The organism is Occallatibacter gabretensis (assembly GCF_001449115.1).
In the GTDB taxonomy this organism is placed as follows: Bacteria; Acidobacteriota; Terriglobia; order Terriglobales; family Acidobacteriaceae; genus Telmatobacter; species Telmatobacter gabretensis.
Map to the genome: position 1 here is coordinate 403,966 of NZ_LAIJ01000001.1, position 17,336 is coordinate 421,301.

The 17,336-nt window shown below is 57.2% G+C and carries 10 protein-coding genes, 1 tRNA gene and 1 riboswitch; of the genes, 7 read left to right on the plus strand and 4 right to left on the minus strand.

The genetic code is table 11. The annotated features are described in order from the left end of the window. Positions 1–21 precede the first annotated feature (21 nt). Positions 22–1,281: a spinster family MFS transporter gene (locus tag VO84_RS01670; protein WP_231737732.1), complete on the plus strand. Its 1,260-nt coding sequence runs from the start codon at positions 22–24 to the stop codon at positions 1,279–1,281. 3 nt (positions 1,282–1,284) lie between these two features. On the opposite strand, the gene VO84_RS01675 is transcribed toward VO84_RS01670, so the two are convergent. Both VO84_RS01675 and ispG read right to left on the minus strand, forming a co-directional pair. Next, on the minus strand, positions 1,285–1,827 hold the full coding sequence (locus VO84_RS01675) for a hypothetical protein (RefSeq protein ID WP_058185528.1): 543 nt from the start codon (positions 1,825–1,827) through the stop codon (positions 1,285–1,287). Positions 1,828–1,902: 75 nt separating this feature from the next. Continuing rightward, positions 1,903–3,150, minus strand: coding sequence for a flavodoxin-dependent (E)-4-hydroxy-3-methylbut-2-enyl-diphosphate synthase (gene ispG / locus VO84_RS01680; RefSeq protein WP_058185529.1), 1,248 nt, complete (start codon positions 3,148–3,150; stop codon positions 1,903–1,905). Between the two features lie 61 nt (positions 3,151–3,211). On the opposite strand from ispG, the gene VO84_RS01685 reads away from it, so the two are divergent. The 6 genes from VO84_RS01685 (at position 3,212) to VO84_RS01710 (ending at position 8,712) form a co-directional block, all read left to right on the plus strand. Then, positions 3,212–3,487 carry a MoaD/ThiS family protein gene (locus VO84_RS01685; protein WP_058185530.1) on the plus strand — a complete coding sequence of 92 codons (276 nt, stop codon included), beginning with the start codon at positions 3,212–3,214 and terminating at the stop codon, positions 3,485–3,487. Between the two features lie 31 nt (positions 3,488–3,518). Next, positions 3,519–3,595: transfer RNA gene (locus tag VO84_RS01690), tRNA-Arg, on the plus strand. 484 nt (positions 3,596–4,079) lie between these two features. Beyond that, positions 4,080–6,356 (plus strand): FAD-binding and (Fe-S)-binding domain-containing protein, encoded by a 2,277-nt coding sequence (locus VO84_RS01695; RefSeq protein WP_058185531.1) that lies wholly within the window; start codon positions 4,080–4,082, stop codon positions 6,354–6,356. Between the two features lie 59 nt (positions 6,357–6,415). Further along, complete coding sequence (locus tag VO84_RS01700) at positions 6,416–6,958, plus strand: (Fe-S)-binding protein (RefSeq protein ID WP_058185532.1); 543 nt, start codon at positions 6,416–6,418, stop codon at positions 6,956–6,958. Between the two features lie 11 nt (positions 6,959–6,969). Next, positions 6,970–7,821: a fumarylacetoacetate hydrolase family protein gene (locus VO84_RS01705; RefSeq protein WP_058185533.1), complete on the plus strand. Its 852-nt coding sequence runs from the start codon at positions 6,970–6,972 to the stop codon at positions 7,819–7,821. A gap of 66 nt (positions 7,822–7,887) precedes the next feature. Continuing rightward, the gene (locus VO84_RS01710) at positions 7,888–8,712 is read left to right on the plus strand and encodes an enoyl-CoA hydratase/isomerase family protein (protein WP_058185534.1); all 825 of its coding nucleotides are present in this window, start codon (positions 7,888–7,890) and stop codon (positions 8,710–8,712) included. An 18-nt stretch (positions 8,713–8,730) separates the two neighbouring features. Here VO84_RS01710 and VO84_RS01715 read toward each other — a convergent pair whose 3' ends face one another. Both VO84_RS01715 and VO84_RS01725 read right to left on the minus strand, forming a co-directional pair. Then, positions 8,731–12,156 carry a two-component regulator propeller domain-containing protein gene (locus tag VO84_RS01715; protein WP_058185535.1) on the minus strand — a complete coding sequence of 1,142 codons (3,426 nt, stop codon included), beginning with the start codon at positions 12,154–12,156 and terminating at the stop codon, positions 8,731–8,733. A 674-nt stretch (positions 12,157–12,830) separates the two neighbouring features. After that, positions 12,831–16,802: an Ig-like domain-containing protein gene (locus tag VO84_RS01725; RefSeq protein ID WP_157439662.1), complete on the minus strand. Its 3,972-nt coding sequence runs from the start codon at positions 16,800–16,802 to the stop codon at positions 12,831–12,833. A 267-nt stretch (positions 16,803–17,069) separates the two neighbouring features. Further along, positions 17,070–17,305, plus strand: a riboswitch (cobalamin riboswitch). Positions 17,306–17,336 lie beyond the last annotated feature (31 nt).

Sequence of the window (17,336 nt, forward strand, 5' to 3'; positions counted from 1 at the left end):
CTATCCGCTATCCTGTTCCCGGTGTCCACCACCCTTCAGCCCACGCGCCGTATCAGCCCCGCATTCTGGACGCTGCTTCTCCTCATTGCCCTTAACCTGCTCAATTACATCGACCGTTACATTCTCCCCGGCGCGCAATCGCTCATCCAGAAGGAATACAACTGGAGCGACCAGCAGATGGGCGCGCTCACTACTGGCTTCTTCCTCACCTACATGCTCGTCGCCCCGCTCACCGGCTGGCTCGGTGACCGCTTCCCCCGCAAGCCCCTCATCATTACCGGCGCAGTCCTATGGAGCATCGCCACCCTGGCCACCGCCTGGGTCAGCCATGACAAATACTGGGGCTACTGGACCCTCTATCTCCGCCACGCCCTCGTCGGCGTCGGAGAAGCCACCTTCTCCATCTACGCTCCCGCGGTCCTGGCAGATTTCTATCCCGAGCGCGACCGCAACCGCATTCTCTCTGTCTTCTATATCGCTATCCCCGTCGGCGCGGCCGTCGGTTATCTAGCAGGCGGCACACTCGGCACTCTCTACGGCTGGCGCACTCCATTCTTCCTCTGTGCCTTCCCCGGCCTGCTCGTCGCCGCGCTCTACTGGTGGATCGGCCGCGAGCCCCAGCGCGGCGCACAGGACCACATCCACGTCGATCGCTCCCGCTCCAGCTTCCTCGGTCTCTTCACCAACGGAGCCTTCCTCACCGCCACCCTCGGCCTCGCCGCCCTCACCTTCGCCATGGGCGGAATCTCCACCTGGGTGCCCACATTTCTGCATCGCACGCTCGGTTATCCAGTCTCCAAAGCGAGCTTCATCGTCTCCGCCATCACCGCATTCGACGGCATCGCCGCAACAGCTCTCGGCGGCTGGCTCGCCCAGCGCTGGCTCCGCACAAATTACCGCGCCCTCTACCTCTTCTCCGCTGTCAGCGTAGTTCTGACACTCCCCTTCGGCGCTATCGTCTTCTTCGGACCCCACGCCACCGCCATCCCCGCGCTTTTTCTCGCCGAATTCTTCCTCTTCCTCAACACCGGCCCGCTCAACGCCGCAATCGTCAATTCCGTCTCCGCTCCGGTCCGCGCCACCGCCATCTCAGTGAATCTCTTCTGCATTCACGCCTTTGGCGATACCTTTTCTCCCCAGGTCATCGGTGCCGTCTCCGATCGCACGGGAAACCTTTCTCTTGCCCTCGGTTTAACTCTTGTCTCTCTCGCTATTTCAGCCATAATTCTTAAAGTCGGTTCTCGCTTCGCCCCGCCACTCGATAACCAGCCAGTCCCATAGTCCCTATTTTTTCGCCACATCCTTCGTACTCATCCACGCCCGTCCTCCCCCCTGCGGGCGTAGATTCGGATCCTTAATCGCCGGTTTCTCTTGTTCTCCAGTAAATCCATGTGCCAGCGCCGGATTCGGCCTGAACCTCGGCGGCCCACCATAAAACTGCCGCACATGGCTCAATACCATCCCGCTCCTGCCATGCATCGATGCCACAATCCCCCGGACTTCGATATTCGTATCCCGCATCTTCTCGAGATCCCCAACCGTATCGCGATCCTGGCGCAGGCTCACAATCGTAAACCGGCACTTATCATCGGGCGTTTCAGGCGTGCACACATCCAGAAACCGCGTCCCGTCCGGCAACTCCACCACGTTATACACATGGGCCTGGACGCAAACATCTTTGTTGAGGTTTTTCGTGGCATCGTCCGGAGATACACAGGCTTTCTGCCTGCCGGCAAAAACAGTCATCGGCAGCATCAGCGCATAAATCGACGCAAGAATAGACCAGCGGGGGAGCATGGCAGCCTCAAAGAAGGGAATTGCAGCCATCCTACCGCGACGCCCCAAAAAACGAAAGAGCCGCTGAAAGATCAGCAGCTCCTCGGCAACGGAACGAAAGAAGTTCTATCGCGCCCCCACCAACTCCTCGCTCTTAGCCATCCCGTAGTGGCTCTCCACGTACTTATCCAGAATCTCCTTGAACTCCGCCACAATCGTATCTCCACGCAGCGTCGTATAGAGCTTCCCATCCACATACACCGGCGCCTTCGGTTCTTCAAACGTGCCCGGCAGGCTGATTCCCAGGTTCGCGTGCTTCGATTCACCCGGCCCGTTCACCACGCAGCCCATCACAGCCAGCTTCAGCTCCTCAACGCCCGGATATTTCTTCCGCCACTCCGGCATCGAGGTCCGTAGATAGCCTTGAATCTGTTCCGCCAGCTCCTGGAAGTATGTGCTCGTCGTGCGCCCGCATCCAGGGCAACTCGTCACCTGCGGCATAAAGCTACGAATCGAAAGCGACTGTAGAATCTGCTGCGCGGCCTGCACCTCTTCCGTGCGATCCCCATTCGGCTTCGGCGTCAAGCTCACGCGAATCGTATCGCCAATCCCAGCCAGCAGCAGCGGAGCCAGCCCCGCAGCTGAAGCAATCAACCCCTTCGCGCCCATGCCGGCCTCAGTCAGCCCCAGGTGCAGCGCATAATTGCACCGCGCGGCAAGATTCGTATAAACATCAATCAAATCCCGAACGCCTGAAACCTTCGCCGACAAAATAATCTGGTCGTTGCGTAGCCCATATTGCTCAGCAGCCTTCGCTGAATCCAGCGCACTCACCACCATCGCTTCCATCATCACGTCGCGTGCAGGCAGTGGATTGGCCGACTTCGAATTCGCATCCATCATCCGCGTCAGCAGCGCCTGGTCCAGCGATCCCCAGTTCACGCCAATGCGCACCGGCTTCTGGTTCTCAACAGCGCACTCCACCATCACTTGAAAATTGTCGTTATCTTTCTTGCCGATTGACGCGTTCCCCGGATTAATGCGGTACTTCGCCAGCGCCTTCGCCGTCTCGGGAAACTTCTTCAGCAGCAGATGCCCGTTGTAGTGAAAATCACCCACAATCGGCACACGGATTCCGCGCTTATCCAACCCTTCCACAATCGCCGGAACAGCCGCGGCCGCCTCATCGTTGTTCACCGTCACGCGGACAAGTTCTGACCCTGCAACGGCAAGCGCTGCGACCTGCTCAATCGTGCCCGCCACATCTGCCGTATCGGTGTTGGTCATCGACTGCACAACAACCGGAACCTCCCAGCCCACGCGGACATTGCCAATCCGGACCGTCGGAGTCTTTCTGCGCTGAATCTCTGGCATAGAAACCTCACCTCTAGTTTACAAGAGTGTGCAATATCATGGGGTAGAGGACGCACTCAACATGACCATCTTCATCCCCACGCCGCTCCGTCAGTTCACCGGCGGCAAAGACACCGTGGAAACCTCTGCAGCCACCGTTTCCGAGGCTCTGGACGCCCTCACCGCCGCCCACCCCGAGCTCCGCAAGCACCTCTTCACTGCGGAGGGAAAAATCCGCGCCTTCGTCAACCTTTACCTCAACGACGAAGACATCCGCTATCTCCCTGAAAAGGAAGCCACCGCCATCAAGCCCACCGACACCCTTTCCATCATTCCCTCCATCGCCGGCGGCTGTTAAAGAAGTCGCAACAAGGTAAAATAAGTTAAATGGCCCTGTAGCTCAGATGGATAGAGCGACGGTTTCCTAAACCGCAGGTCGGAAGTTCGAATCTTCCCAGGGTCACCATAGAATCAATAATTTATAGAAATAACGATGGCTCTCAAAAAAGACAGGTGACGGTTTTCTAAGCCTGACATCGGAAGGAGCCCATCTGTGCCAACAGAACCGCTGCCAGGGTGCGTGCTGCCTTGAAAGGGAAGCCGATACCGGCATTTAGGGATTCGCTACCGAATCGACGGCAGGGCCAAACGAGAGAAAGTGGGTAGGCGTTCGGATGAGATCGCGCTCTATCAAAAGCGCAAAGCTGATACGCGGGCGAGACTTAGTGATTGAGCGCGAATCAAGAATCAGTCGCAAGCATCCACCAGGCACTCTGTTGACGTCATGCGAAGAACGCTATACCAGCTTTATGTAGTTGCTGCGGTTGCGCCCCGTATCTAGGATCACGGCAAGCTGGTACTGAAGATCTGAAAGATCTGAGGGCGCTCTTGTGTTTAGAAAGCTATTATCCGTAGACCCTGCGCTCATAGGGCGCTTCGACGCGCCATCCATGAGCGATGCAGTCCCCGCCTCTCTGGTCAACGGGACACCAGATGATCTGAAGGCCGATCTCATCGCCCTCCTGGGGAAAGAGAACGTCTTTCACAGAGCAATCGATCTTGTACGATATGCCTCCGATGCAAGCCCGTATCGGCTTGTACCTCAGGTTGTCGTGCTGCCTCGAACGACTGATGACATCGTCAAGCTCTTCCGTTATTGCCATGAGACCGGGCGGCACGCGACGTTTCGGGCGGCGGGCACGAGTCTCAACGGTCAATCGCTATCCGACGACATTTTGATAGATGTGCGCCGTCACTGGAATGGCGGCAAAGTAGAGAATGATGGCGTGCGCGTGCGTGCGCGCCCCGGGATGATCCTCAGCCATGTCAACTTGATGCTGGAAAAGCATGGGCGTCGGTTGGGACCGGATCCCGCCAGCTCCGCAGCTTGCACGATCGGAGGCGTGATCGCGAACAACGCCGGCGGCATGCGGTGCACCGTGCAGAAAGATGCCTACCATACCGTTTCCGCGCTCACGTTCGTAACGCCATCCGGCGCTGTCATTGACACATCGAAACCCGATGCCGAAAAAAGGTTTGCGCAGGCAGAGCCGCAGCTTGCGGAAGGCTTGCTGGAACTGCGAAGAGAGCTGCTGGCGGATCCGGCGCTGGCGGATCGTGTGCGTCGCAAGTACACGATCAGGAATACTCATGGATTGCGGCTTTGCGCACTTCTCGATGGTGAAACGCCACTCGAGATTTTTCGACGCCTGCTTGTCGGCTCGGAGGGTACGCTCGCGTTCATTGCTGAAGCGGTACTAGAGACGATTCCAACATCCCGCGTGACGAGCGTGGCATGGATTCCAGTTCCCACAATCGATGAAGCGATCGCTCTTGTTCCTGGCCTCGTCGGCCTTGGCGCCTCCGCCGTCGAGCTGATGATTGCACCAGCGCTCACCGCCGCCGGTCAGGCCTTTGAGGAAACGCCCGCCTACTGGAAAACCCTCGACCCCAAGGCCGCTGCTCTGCTCGTTGAGATTGGCGCCGAGAACTCTGACTCTCTTGAAGCAACACAACGCAAAGTCCTTGAACTCGTGAGCACCGTCCAGCTGATCAAGCCGGTAGACTTCACGAGTGTCGACGAAGCCATCGAGCTCGCCTGGCATGTCCGCGAGGGACTTCTGGGTTTGGTCGGCAAGAATCGCCCGGAAGGCTCGACGCTCATTACGGAGGACGTCTGTTTTCTGCCGGAGCGTTTGGCTGAGGGTGCGCGCGACGTGCAGAACCTGCTTTCCAAGCATGGATTCATCCCCGGTGTCGCAGGGCACGCTGCTCACGGGAACCTTCATTTCACTCTCGTCGCAAATCTCGGCGAGGCCGAAGGACTCTCCCGATACTCGGCTTTCATGACCGAGCTTGTGGAGCTCGTCGTCGGGAAACATGACGGCTCTTTGAAGGCCGAGCACGGAACCGGCCTGAACATGGCGCCGTTCGTCGCATCGGAATGGGGTGAGAAAGCCACTGCCATGATGTGGCGCATAAAACAGCTCGCCGACCCTCACGGGATTCTGGCGCCGGACGTGATTCTGACGCGGAATCCCAGGCTTCACCTGGAGAATCTGAAGTCCTTCCCTCAGATCGAAGGGGTTACGGGTTCCTCGCAATGCATCGAGTGCGGGTTCTGTGAACCTGTCTGTCCGAGCCGCAATGTCACCATGACTCCACGTCAACGAATCGTGGTGCGGCGGGAGATGGTGCGCCAGAAGGCTGACTCCGCGATGCTCGCGCAACTCCAACAGGAGTATCAGTACGATGGCATCGAAACATGCGCAGGCGACGGCATGTGTTCCATTCCCTGTCCGATAGGAATCAACACCGGGACGTTGATCAAACAGTTTCGCGGGCGCGAAAACAGCCCCGCCGCGGAAGCCGTGGCGCTGAGCCTCGCAAAGCACTGGAAAGCGGTCGAACCCATGGCGCGGGTAAGCCTATGGGGAGCACACGTGTTCTCCTCCGTGTTTGGTGTGAAGCCGCTCACGGCTCTTACCGCTGTCGTGCGAAGTGTTGTCAGCCCTGACCTCATGCCCGCCGTGCCCGGGCCAATGCCACGTGCGCTTCCGGCTTGCCGAAAACCGACAGGAACGGCGCCGCGGCAGTGTACTTCTGCGCATGTATCAACCGCATGTTTGGCCGCGATCCCGCCGGGCCTGCCGCTCCCTCGCTTGCGGAAACCTTTGTCACCTTGTCCAAACGCGCTGGTAAGCCGCTGTGGATTCCGCCGGATGTAGCCGGCCTTTGCTGCTCGACGCCGTGGAGATCGAAAGGCTATCACCGGGGGCATAAGTACATGGCGCACGCAGTGGCCGATGCGCTGTGGCGCTGGAGCGATGGAGGAGCTCTTCCTATCGTCGTCGACGCCGCTTCCTGCACCCTTGGACTCAAAGAAGATATCGTGACACAGCTCGAAGGACAGCAAAAAGAGCAGTACGAGAGCCTCAAGATCATCGACTCGATCGCGTGGTGTCATGATCTTCTGTCGAACCTGGATATCTCGCACAAGCTGCAGCGCGTCGCTGTGCATCCGACATGCTCGATAACCGACCTCAAGCTGGTTGGCGCGCTCAAACAGATTGCGGCCCGCCTGGCCGACGAGGTGGAAGTTCCAATCGGCACAACCTGTTGCGGGACCGCCGGAGACCGAGGGCTATTACATCCCGAGTTAGTTCTTTCAGCGACACGGGAAGTTCAATTGGTATTGATTGATCGTCCCTGCGACGCCTATGTCTCGGCAAACCGAACCTGTGAGATGGGCCTGCGGCATGCGACCGGGAAGAAGTATGAATCATTTCTTTACTTGCTCGAGGAACTGAGTCGTCCGCAGGCGAACTAAAGGAGCGCCCTATGCGCATCATTCATTTTGAAACAGGTGGAGTCCTCGGAATTGCCGCAGATGCAGGCTCAGGCTGGCATGGCCTCACGCAACGGGAGAGCGGCTTTCCGGGCACGCTACCAGAACTGATCGCACAAGGTGCAGACTTATTGCACATCGGCAGAAGCCTCGAGCAATCGCCGGCAATCGACCTGAACGCTGTCCGTCTGCTACCGCCAGTGCCCGTACCGCCGAAAATTCTGTGCGTCGGTCTCAACTACGATGACCACCTGGAGGAAAGTGGTCTGAAGAAGCCGGTCTACCCTGAAATTTTCGCCCGCTTTGCGACAAGTCTGATCCCTCATCAAGAGCCGATCCGGCGGCCCCGCGAATCCATTGCGCTCGACTATGAAGCCGAACTGGCCGTCGTGATCGGCAAGCCGGGGCGCCGCATCTCCCAGGACCAGGCCCTTGATCACGTGGCAGGCTACTCCCTTTTCAACGATGCGACCGTGCGTGATTTTCAGCTCCGTACACCGCAATGGACGATGGGCAAGAATTTCGATGGCACCGGATCGTTCGGCCCTTGGTTGGTGACGCCCGATGCCGTACCGCCGGGAGCCAGCGGATTGCGCATCCAGGGCCGTTTAAATGGCCGCGTGATGCAGGATGCGCGCACAGACCAGCTCATCTTCAGTGTCCCGGCGTTGATTGCAATGATCAGTGTCGCAATGACTCTGGAGCGAGGGGATGTGATCATCACCGGCACACCGGGCGGTGTAGGAGCCGCACGTAAGCCACCCGTCTACATGCAGCCCGGCGATGTCTTCGAAGTGGAGATCGAGGGGCTCGGTGTCCTGACCAATCCCGTGCAGGAAGACTGAGAAGGCGTGCAGGGCATGAACTGCAGTGTCAGTGCATGAAACGATCATCGAAAAGGAGCCAGACCTTTGCCATATTCTGACTACAAATGTTTCCGGTTCAAGTTTGATTCTGGAGTCGCATTCGTCAGCATCGATCACCCGCCAATCAATCTTCTGGATGAAGTTCTGTCGCAGGAATTCGACAAACTAGGCAGGCAGCTCGAGAACGATGAGAGTATCCGGGTTGTGGTCTTGCAGAGCGCGCTTCCTGATTTCTTCATAGCCCACTCAGGTTTGGGCAGGGTGGGAGCCGCTTCCAAAACCGTATCCCATACACGCAGCTTTCGTCTGACGCAGATCATCGGCGAGCGGTTCAGGAATATCCCGAAGGTAGCCATTGCCAAGATTGAAGGACGAGCCCGGGGCGGAGGGAGTGAGATCGCGCTGGCCATGGACATGTGTTTTGCTGCCCTTGGCAAAGCGATCTTCAGCCAGCCGGAGGTGGCGGTTGGGCTTGTTCCGGGTGGCGGCTCTACGCAAAGATTACCCCGGCTCATAGGACGGGGACGCGCCCTGGAGGTGCTCCTGGGCTGCAATGATTTCTCAGCGGAGCTGGCAGAACGTTACGGCTATATCAATCGAGCATTGCCAGCCGACGAATTGACGCCTTTCGTCGAGAACCTTGCTCACCGCATCGCCTCTTTTCCCGCACATACCATTGCTCACGTCAAGGCGGCCGTGGATATGGGAGCATTTAGTTCCATGACAGAGGGGCTACTGGTGGAAGCCCACGAGTCCGATCTGAGTGTCGCCAGTGAGGTGACCCAGGCGCGCGTGAGGGAAGCATTAAAGGTTGGCGCTGAAACTTATGAAGGCGAGTTGGAGATGGGTTTTCTATCGAGGCTCTCCTAACGCAACATCCGCAGGAGATTATGTTTCCGCAGGAACCGTCGGCAAGGTGAAATGGAACGTCGCGCCACGCTCGCTGTTGCCGTTGGCCCAGATCCTTCCGCCATGCGATTCGACAATCGACTTGCTGATTGCCAGGCCCATGCCGCTGCCTTGCGGCTTCGTCGTAAAAAATGCGTCGAATATCTGGTTGGTCCCGCCCGTAGGCAGCCCCGGCCCTGTGTCTTGAATGGAGATTTCGATCTGACCGTCCTCGCCCATTTGCGACTTCACTGTAAGCACGCCGCCCTCATCTTTCATCGCCTCGATGCCATTCAGCATCAGGTTCATGAGCACCTGCTGAAGTTGGACTCTATCCGTCACAGTCATGGGAAGATCGTCTTTGAGGTCGGTGTCGATCGACGCACCCTGTCTTCTGGCTTCGGTTCCCAGCATCCTGGCCATTTCCTGGATGACCTCATTGATGGCGACCAGCTCTCGGTTCGGAGGAGCCTTTTTGTACAACAATCGCAGACGGTTGATGATTTCCGAAGCAAGCGTGCCCGCTTCCATGATTCTTTCCGTCCCTTTGCGCACCTCGGTCAGTTCAGGCGGGTCGCATTGTAGCCATCGCAAAGATGCCCTGGCATGAGCCGTTGTGACTGTGATGGGCTGTGCGAGTTCGTGCGAGATAGAGGCAACCAGTTCGCCCATCGTGCTGACCCGGCTCGCATGGGTAAGATTCTCCCGGAGCTGTTCAGCATCTTTGCGATCTTCAATGTCCGTCGCCGCGCCACACCATTTCACAATCTTTCCGTGCTTGTCCCTCACAGGCACGGCGCGGATCAGAAACCAGCGATGGGTTCCGTCCAATCCGCGGCGCAACCGCGTTTCACAATCCAGAGGTTCGCCAGTTGTTTGGGATGCGCGCCACTGCTCAGTGATGCGGTTGAGATCATCAGGGTGAATCGTCTTCTCCCATCCTGACGCGGACGGTTCATTCGGGCTGACTCCTGTGTATTCGAGCCACCCCTTGTTCATAAAAGTGAGATTGCCTTTGGGATCGGCCACGAAAGCCAGGGCCGGCATGGTTTCTACCGCCTCGCGGAATATTTTCTCCTGCTCCTGTAACTGGTGAACACGCATTCGATAACCGGCCCAGAGCAGTGTGCAGAAAGCAAGCACGCAAAGCCCTCGGAACCAAATCGTCTGGTACCAGGCGGGCGCAATGGTGAAGTCCAGGTGCGCTCCCTCGTCATTCCAGATTCCGTCGTTATTGCAGGCGATTACTCGGAAATGGTACTTTCCCGGACCAAGCCCGTTATAAAAGGCTTCGCGACGAGTGCCCGCGTCCTGCCATTCTTTATCCACTCCTTCCAGCCTGTAGCGAAAACGCACCTTCTCCGGCACAGACAGGCTCAGAGCTGTATAGCTAATTTGCAGATTGGTCGTTCGTGGGGGGAGGGTCAGATTCATCAGCGAACGGAATTGTTTGCCATTCGCCTTTATAGGGCGAATCAAGACCGTGGGAGGAAGTGCATTTGTGGAGATGTTGGCAGGATCGACCCGCACGATTCCCTTTGACGCCATGAACCATAGTTTGCCGTCGGTTGCCTGGATCTCTTTTGAGGGAATGCCTGGAAGGCCGTCGAAAGAGTCGAAGACACGATATTTCACGCGATAGGAAGGATCGCGAAGGACTTGTTGGATTTCTGTTGCCGGGATCTCGATTACGCCCCTCTGCTCAGCCAGCCACAAACTGCCGTTGGAAGCCTCTTCAACTCCCCAAATGGTTCCGAAAGAGGCCCCGAACGGCTCATCCGCAGGGACGACTCGCCGGAAGCGGTTCCCGTCAAAGAAAGCCAGCCCTCTTCCCGCCAGCCATACATGACGCCCCCGCCCGCTAATTACTTGTACTCCTCCGAGCGGAGACTCGTTCGCGGAAAATACTCTCTGGATCCTTCCCTGGTCCAGGAGGATGATTGTGCCTTCCAGGTATCCGAACCACGCGCGGCCCATCCAATCCGTGAAGGCAGTCGTAGGGAATAACTTTGCGGATTCTGGGGCGGATTCAAGTCGATGCCATACTCCGTCTTTCAGATAGAACAGACCTTGTCTCTCTGCACTCAGCCAGAGCGCGCCAGAGCCGTCTTCGGTTGCCTGGGGCGGAAACCCTAGATTGGGCTTCGGGAACGAATCCGGTAGCGCAATCCTGGTATAGTTTCCCGCATGGTAGCGATAGATGGCATCAAGGCAAACCCACCAAATCGTCCCAGAGGCGTCACGATATGCAGAAGTGGGGTTATCAGCGGCATAGTTGTGGCTGTGAAGCGGATGACCACGATCAGCGCGTCCCCCGTGAACCCTGACCATGACACTTCGATTTCCTGCCAGCTCGTATACCCAGACGTCGCCGTCGTCCCCGGCAGCCCAAATCGACTGATTGAGCTTGAAGGGGAGAGCGACCGGCACCATGTTCGTTTTATGGAAGCGATCCAGACCGCTGTTGGTTCCGACCCAGATATTTCCTTCACGGTCTTGAAGAATGGCGCGGACATAATCGTCGCTCAGTCCATCCTTCGCTGAGAACGACTCAACTGCAGAGCTGAATTCTTGAATTCGACCTTTCAGCAAATCTGGAGCCGGAGAACGGCGAAGCCCGTCTCCAATGCTGGTGATCCACAAGGCGCCGTCGTTGTCAAAAAGAATTCCCATGGAACCGACCTGGACCTCAGTTTCGTCAGGAGACTGCCGCCTATCGGATAGGGGGATGGTCCGGACAGATCTCGTCGTTTCCGCCATCCACAATTTCCCGCTTGCCGCTTGTCCGAATTGCATCACCTGGCCGACTCGAATATTGGCCGGTTGAAACTGCCTGGCGCCGGGGGGAAGAGAAACTACGGTGTCCTCGGTAGAAACCCAAAGTGTTCCTTGACGATCAAGAAAAACTGCGTAAGCAGACTTCCCCGGGAAATTCCAATCCTTCCCTACTACCTTCCATTGGTTGCCCTGCAGCCGCGCAAGCCCGTTGTCGGTCGCAGCCCAAATCGTCCCATCCCGATCCTGCGCTAAGCTCCATACCACTCCGTTTGGGACTCCGTCGCGGGTGGTATAGTTCGTGGCGTTTCCATTCCGCAGAAGGCTGATCGCTCCTGAAAAGCCGATCCAAAGGTCTCCATTGGGTAGAGCCAACAGTGAATTCACACCGCCCGGGAAAGGGCCGCCCGACTGAGGCCGGAAGTACTCGAAGGCGACACCGTCGAATCGATACAGACCAGCGGGATTTCCTAGCCAGAGATACCCATCCGGGGTTTGTGCCAACGCTGTAATGGGGCTCGGCGCGCCCTCTTTCGTGCCCCACGCGGTATGCGCGAATTGCGCAATCGTGTCCGATCGCTCTCCAGCGCAGCAAAGCGCGAGCAGCATGCAAACGCGAGGAAAAGGCAGACCGCCAGCGTTCGCACGCACGAACCGGCCCTCCTGAATCGTTCTCCAAGAAAAGCCGCTCGCACGCTTGCGTCTCCGATCTACTAAAGAAAGCGAGGTCAATCCCCAGATCTGTTGGAGTTTACTCCTGCTTTATCCTAGCTGTTCTGAAGCAGTTACTGGGCGATTTCAGCCGGAACAGCTTGGGGACGACAGCTCAAGCGGAGCAAGCTCCTTTCTCGACCAACGGATGCACGCGCTGAATCGCTTCGGTGAGACTTTTGGCGCTGATATCCATGCCACAGTACACCGTTTTCTGGACTTCCGTGGACTGTGCTCATGAACGGCCTCCGGCAAATCGGCTTGAGCTAGCGAGGAAGCGTTCTCACTGGATAAATAAATGCGCGTTGGGTGCTATCGGTTGCTGGTTATAAGCTGACCTGACAAGACTCACATCACTTCGCGGAATTTGCCCGGTGTCCATAAATTTGGTGTCGGGTATGGTGTCGGTTTAGCTTGGAATCCGGTGCGGTCAGATGCATTGTCCTGCAACACTGCACTGTGCGAGGCGGGGCTGATCGGTTTCCTGAACCGCAGGTCGGAAGTTCGAATCTTCTCAGGGGCACCATATTCTTTCCAGCAAATAAAAATGCGCAGAAAAAGGTCCGGCTATAGGCCGGACCTTTTCATTGGAATGCCAACATACTCACGGCGGACTACTGCACGTTCACCGTCATTGGAATGCTCCTGGTCATTCCGCCACTCGTCGCGCTGACAAGCACAGTCGTCGTGCCTGACGGATGCTTGGAACCAGAGCCGCCGCAGCCCGAAAGTACCGCTACCGAGCTCAAGCCAACCAGAGCCAGCATACAGACAAACCCTCTTATGTGCTTCCGGCCTCTTGCAATCCGGAACTGCAGCACAACAGAAAGCAAAAACAATCCAATGCCGGCATAACCTTTCCATAAGCCAATCGAGCTCACTGCCTGGGCAGTCGCCGTCTCGCTTACGGTAAAGCTGGTTGTCGCCGTGCCATTGGACGGAAGCGACGTCTGTGCAGGGGTAAAGTTGCACGCCAATCCCAGCGGCAGCCCGCTGCACACAAAGCTCACCTGCCCTGTCATTCCCGAGACGGAAGTTACTGTGAGCGTCATCGGCGAGGATGCTGTGCCAGCAGACACTGACAAGCCGCCGCTTGAAAGCGAAAGCGACATATCCGGAACAGGAACATTCACAGTCACAGTGAGCGCCTGTGAAGTCGATGGCAGGAAGTTAGATCCATCCTGACCATCCGAGTAGTAAGCCGCGATCGAATGCGTCCCGGCAGCAAGCGTGCTGATCGTCACGCTCGCGTTTCCAGTAGCATCCAGCGTACCCGTGCCCAGAATCGTGTTACCTTCGCGGAAATCCACCGATCCCGTAGCGGTACCACTGTTAGCCTTCACCGTGGCCTGCAGCACAACGTTCTGTCCGGCTGTTGTCGCGCTGGGTGTTGCCGTCATCGTGGTCGACGTATACAGCGGGTTGCCAGACAAATCGAGCGTATTTCCGCCGCAGATGGCGAGCCACGTTTCGTTGTAATTGTCGAATTTACTGACTGTGGCATCCAGGAACACCGATCCCAGCGGCCCCGTCCTGCCAAACACCTGATCGATTGGCAGATTCAGCTGATTCCCGTCGAACAGAGTGTTTGCCAACTGCTGGTCAATCACCTGGAAGGACTGGTCCGACTTTCCCGCATGCTGCGCCGTCGGTGAAGCCAGAACATAGATATCGATTGGAAACACAGGAGAGTTAATCTGCCACACGTACCAGGGAATTCCAACTCCCACGTACGAAGGATAATGAACATAGGTGGCAGAGTTGATATCGCTCGCGGCATACCACCGGTTGCAGCTGCTGGATGATTCTGCGATGCCCATATCCGGGTAAGGATCGCCCCAGGCCTTGTAGTACTGAATCGAATACGCCTGCGGTAGAAGCGCCAGGTAGAACGCGCGTTGCGATGCCTGCCCCAGCAAAGTCACAGAAACATTCTGCGCCACCTGGTTGGGTGAGCTGTAAAGCGGTTGGTTTGAATCAGTAATCTTCGGCCCAAGCTGGGAAAGCTTATTCCAATCGCCCAGGACAGTATCCAGCTCCGTATCGAACCCAATCGAGAATTGTTGCTGCAATTGTGCGTTCGCCAGGTTGCCAATCGTAGTGGAGAGGTTGTATTGCGGGCTTGGCAAATATGTCTGGCCCGAATTCTGGAAGCCGCCTGCGTAAGCTCCCGCGCCTCCAAAGATCGCGCTGATCATGTTCCCTGAAGAGGAAACAATGCCCGCTAGATCCGGAGGAACAAGTCCGCCGGTTGCAATCGTAGCTCCCAGGTTCACTACATTTCCAACCATGCTCAGAATGTTCGAGACGTTTGTCGTCACCGGAGTCGATGGAGGCGGTTGAAGGGTGCTTCCAAGCACAGTGGCTGCCGAACCAATCAGCGCTGTAGCCGCGCTGCTGTTGCCTGAGGCCACAATGTCCTTCATGTTGGTCGAGCCATTCACCATGAACTGCATCACGTTGACCAGATCCACCAGTTCTGTCTTCAATTGCGTCGCCACTGCTTGCATATCTTCTTGCTTAAAGCATGACAGCGGAGAATTCGTCACCGGATCGGTCCACGTATAGCACGTGCCTGCCGCGCCAGGGAAGGTCAGGGTCGTCGGATCAAAGATGTGGTAATCCAGGAACGTGTTGTTGCTTCCCGCAAAGTAGTAATGAATGTCGTCCAGGTAATTACCCTGCGCGCCAATAATGTAGTGCTGCGTCACCAGCATGTAGCTCAGGTAGTGATAGGCAGCCATCTGTCCGGTTACCGTAGAAGCACCAGACATCAGGTTCCCGCTCAGCTCAGGCCATTCGCTTGGCTGCGAAGCAAGAATTTTGTTCAGAGAATAATCCACTGTGCTGCCGCCCGGAGAGATCTGGTCTGTGCGAACCGGCCAGTACATTCCGTGCATATCGGGTTGCAGTAGCCCATGCACGAAGCCCGTCTGGCCCTGCTGCGAGTTTTTCGTCGCGGAGTACACGGCATTCCCCGTGACGGCATTACCGCACATCGTGCAGCTCACCAGGCTCATCGCATCCGTGGAGCCGTAAAGATACAGCGTGCTCACCGCAGGCGCGCCGAACGCCTCAAACGCCGGCGCAAAATTTTGATAGTAAGCCGCTGTAGTGCCCCAGGAGATCCAGGCCGCAGACTGCTCGCTCGTCCCGATCACGGGAGTTCCAATCGTGGTCAGCATGACGAGCTGGTCGCGAGTTGTGCTGTTTAGATCGTTTGCCAGATCTGTAAATGCCTGCGTTGAGGCCTGCGTATTTGAGTTTGCAGTCGGATAAAAGTTTCCGACGCCGGTGAACGTTGCAGTTCCCGAACCGGCTGTAACTCCGGCAAATTTGGCCGGAACCAGGGATTCGCGGTCCAGCTTGATGAGCCAGTAACCTCCACTGCCGCCCGTAGCTGGCGCCTCAAGCACCCCCTGGTTACCGGCGTAGGTTGATCCGAACAGCTGCGACACCGTCGCACTCGCGGTCCCGCCACCGGACTGCGGTGCAGGGCTCACGGTGTACTCCACCGCTCCCGCAGGCTGATAGTTGTAATTGCCCCAGGGATCTTCCTCCAGCATGCCGCTTAGGTTCGGCACTGTCACAGTCGCGTCCTTGCCAGTGTAGTAATTCTCAAATGCGGTGCCCGGAGTAGCGCCGCCCGCACCGATCGCAACATAACCAAGCGGAATGTCGGCGGTTGCCCCGGCAACCGTTTTGCAAGCGGTGGTCGTCGGGTCGCAGTTATAAACACGTCCGCCGATTGGCGTAGTGTCGAGCTGCTTCGGCTGCGAGCCTGCATCGGAATTGCTAAAGAGATTCGTCCCGACAATCACCAGGTCCTGTGCAGTAAGCTTCTGCAGATATGTCTTCAGCGTCGGCCCATCTCCAATGCACTGCGGAGAAGACTCAGGAGCAGTCGTTACCTGCTGAAGTGTCTGCCGGTCGAGAACGATAACGCTGTAAATGCTGGAGCATCCGCTCGCAGTCGGAATCTGCACTTGGTCTCCGAGCTGGATCCACGGCTGGCCGGCGCTTACGCCGCCACTCCCCAGCGTGCTGAAGGCAACCGTCGGGGGCAGAAAGTTGCTGCCCGTCGGCAGTGGGTTAGCATTGCTGCTCGCGTTCAGCATTCCTCGCGCCTTCACAGCCTGCGCTCCGAGGGCTTTCGATGACTCCACGCCGGCAAAGCGCATGCGCGAGCTTACAACACCCGTCTCCTGGCTCTTTCCCGCCGCATACAGCACGTTCTTGCCATCATGCATCCCTTGCGCTGCCGTTAAGGTCGCAGTCTCGCAGTGGCCGCTGCCGCTGCTGCACGCCGTCGGCGTAAATTCAGATGCCACATCCTTGCCGTTGAGCGAAATCATCAATGAAGACGCGTCGATCGACGATGGCATTTCGATCACGACCCTCCGCGATTCGAGAGAACTAGCAGGCACCATCGTAATCGTCATCGTCGGATGCTGCGCTTCGGGCACACCCGCCATGGAAGTCTGCGCCACTGAAGTCTGGCTATAGGCAAGCCCCATAGATATGAACGTCGCCGCAACCACCGCGTGACAGACCAACGTGCGAAATCCCAGATGAAACGTGAGCATCTCAACCTCTTTTTTGCCTTTGAAGTGATACAGCGTTAGGGCATTCAACTGGAGCGAACCCGTTTCCAGGCGCGAGTCATCGTCAACCTGCACAAAGCCTGCAGATAGCCGCTGACGTTATACTGTCCAGTTATGCTGCGTTGAATCGAACATCAACGCTTGGAAGATCTACCGTGTTTTTATGGTAGGTTTGCGACCTTGCAGAAACAATGAGTATCACTACACAAGCCTCCGTGTGGTTCCACATGAACACTCTTGCGTGAGCTTCCCATCTCAGGTGTTGAAGATGTGGATTCATGCACAACCCACAACGCAATCGCCAGGATGTTCGGGAAGGCGGTGAAACTCCGCCACTGCCCCGCAACTGTGAGCGTCACTCGCCCCCGCGCCGTCCATCGCGCAAAGGCAGTCAGCCAGTCGTAATCCACTGAGGCCATCTCGGCCTTGGGAAGGGAACTGGCAAGGCGCAAAGTCAGGAGACCGGTCTTAGGCGAATTCCATTACTTCTGCCCCGTGGGAGGGCAAGAGGAGATA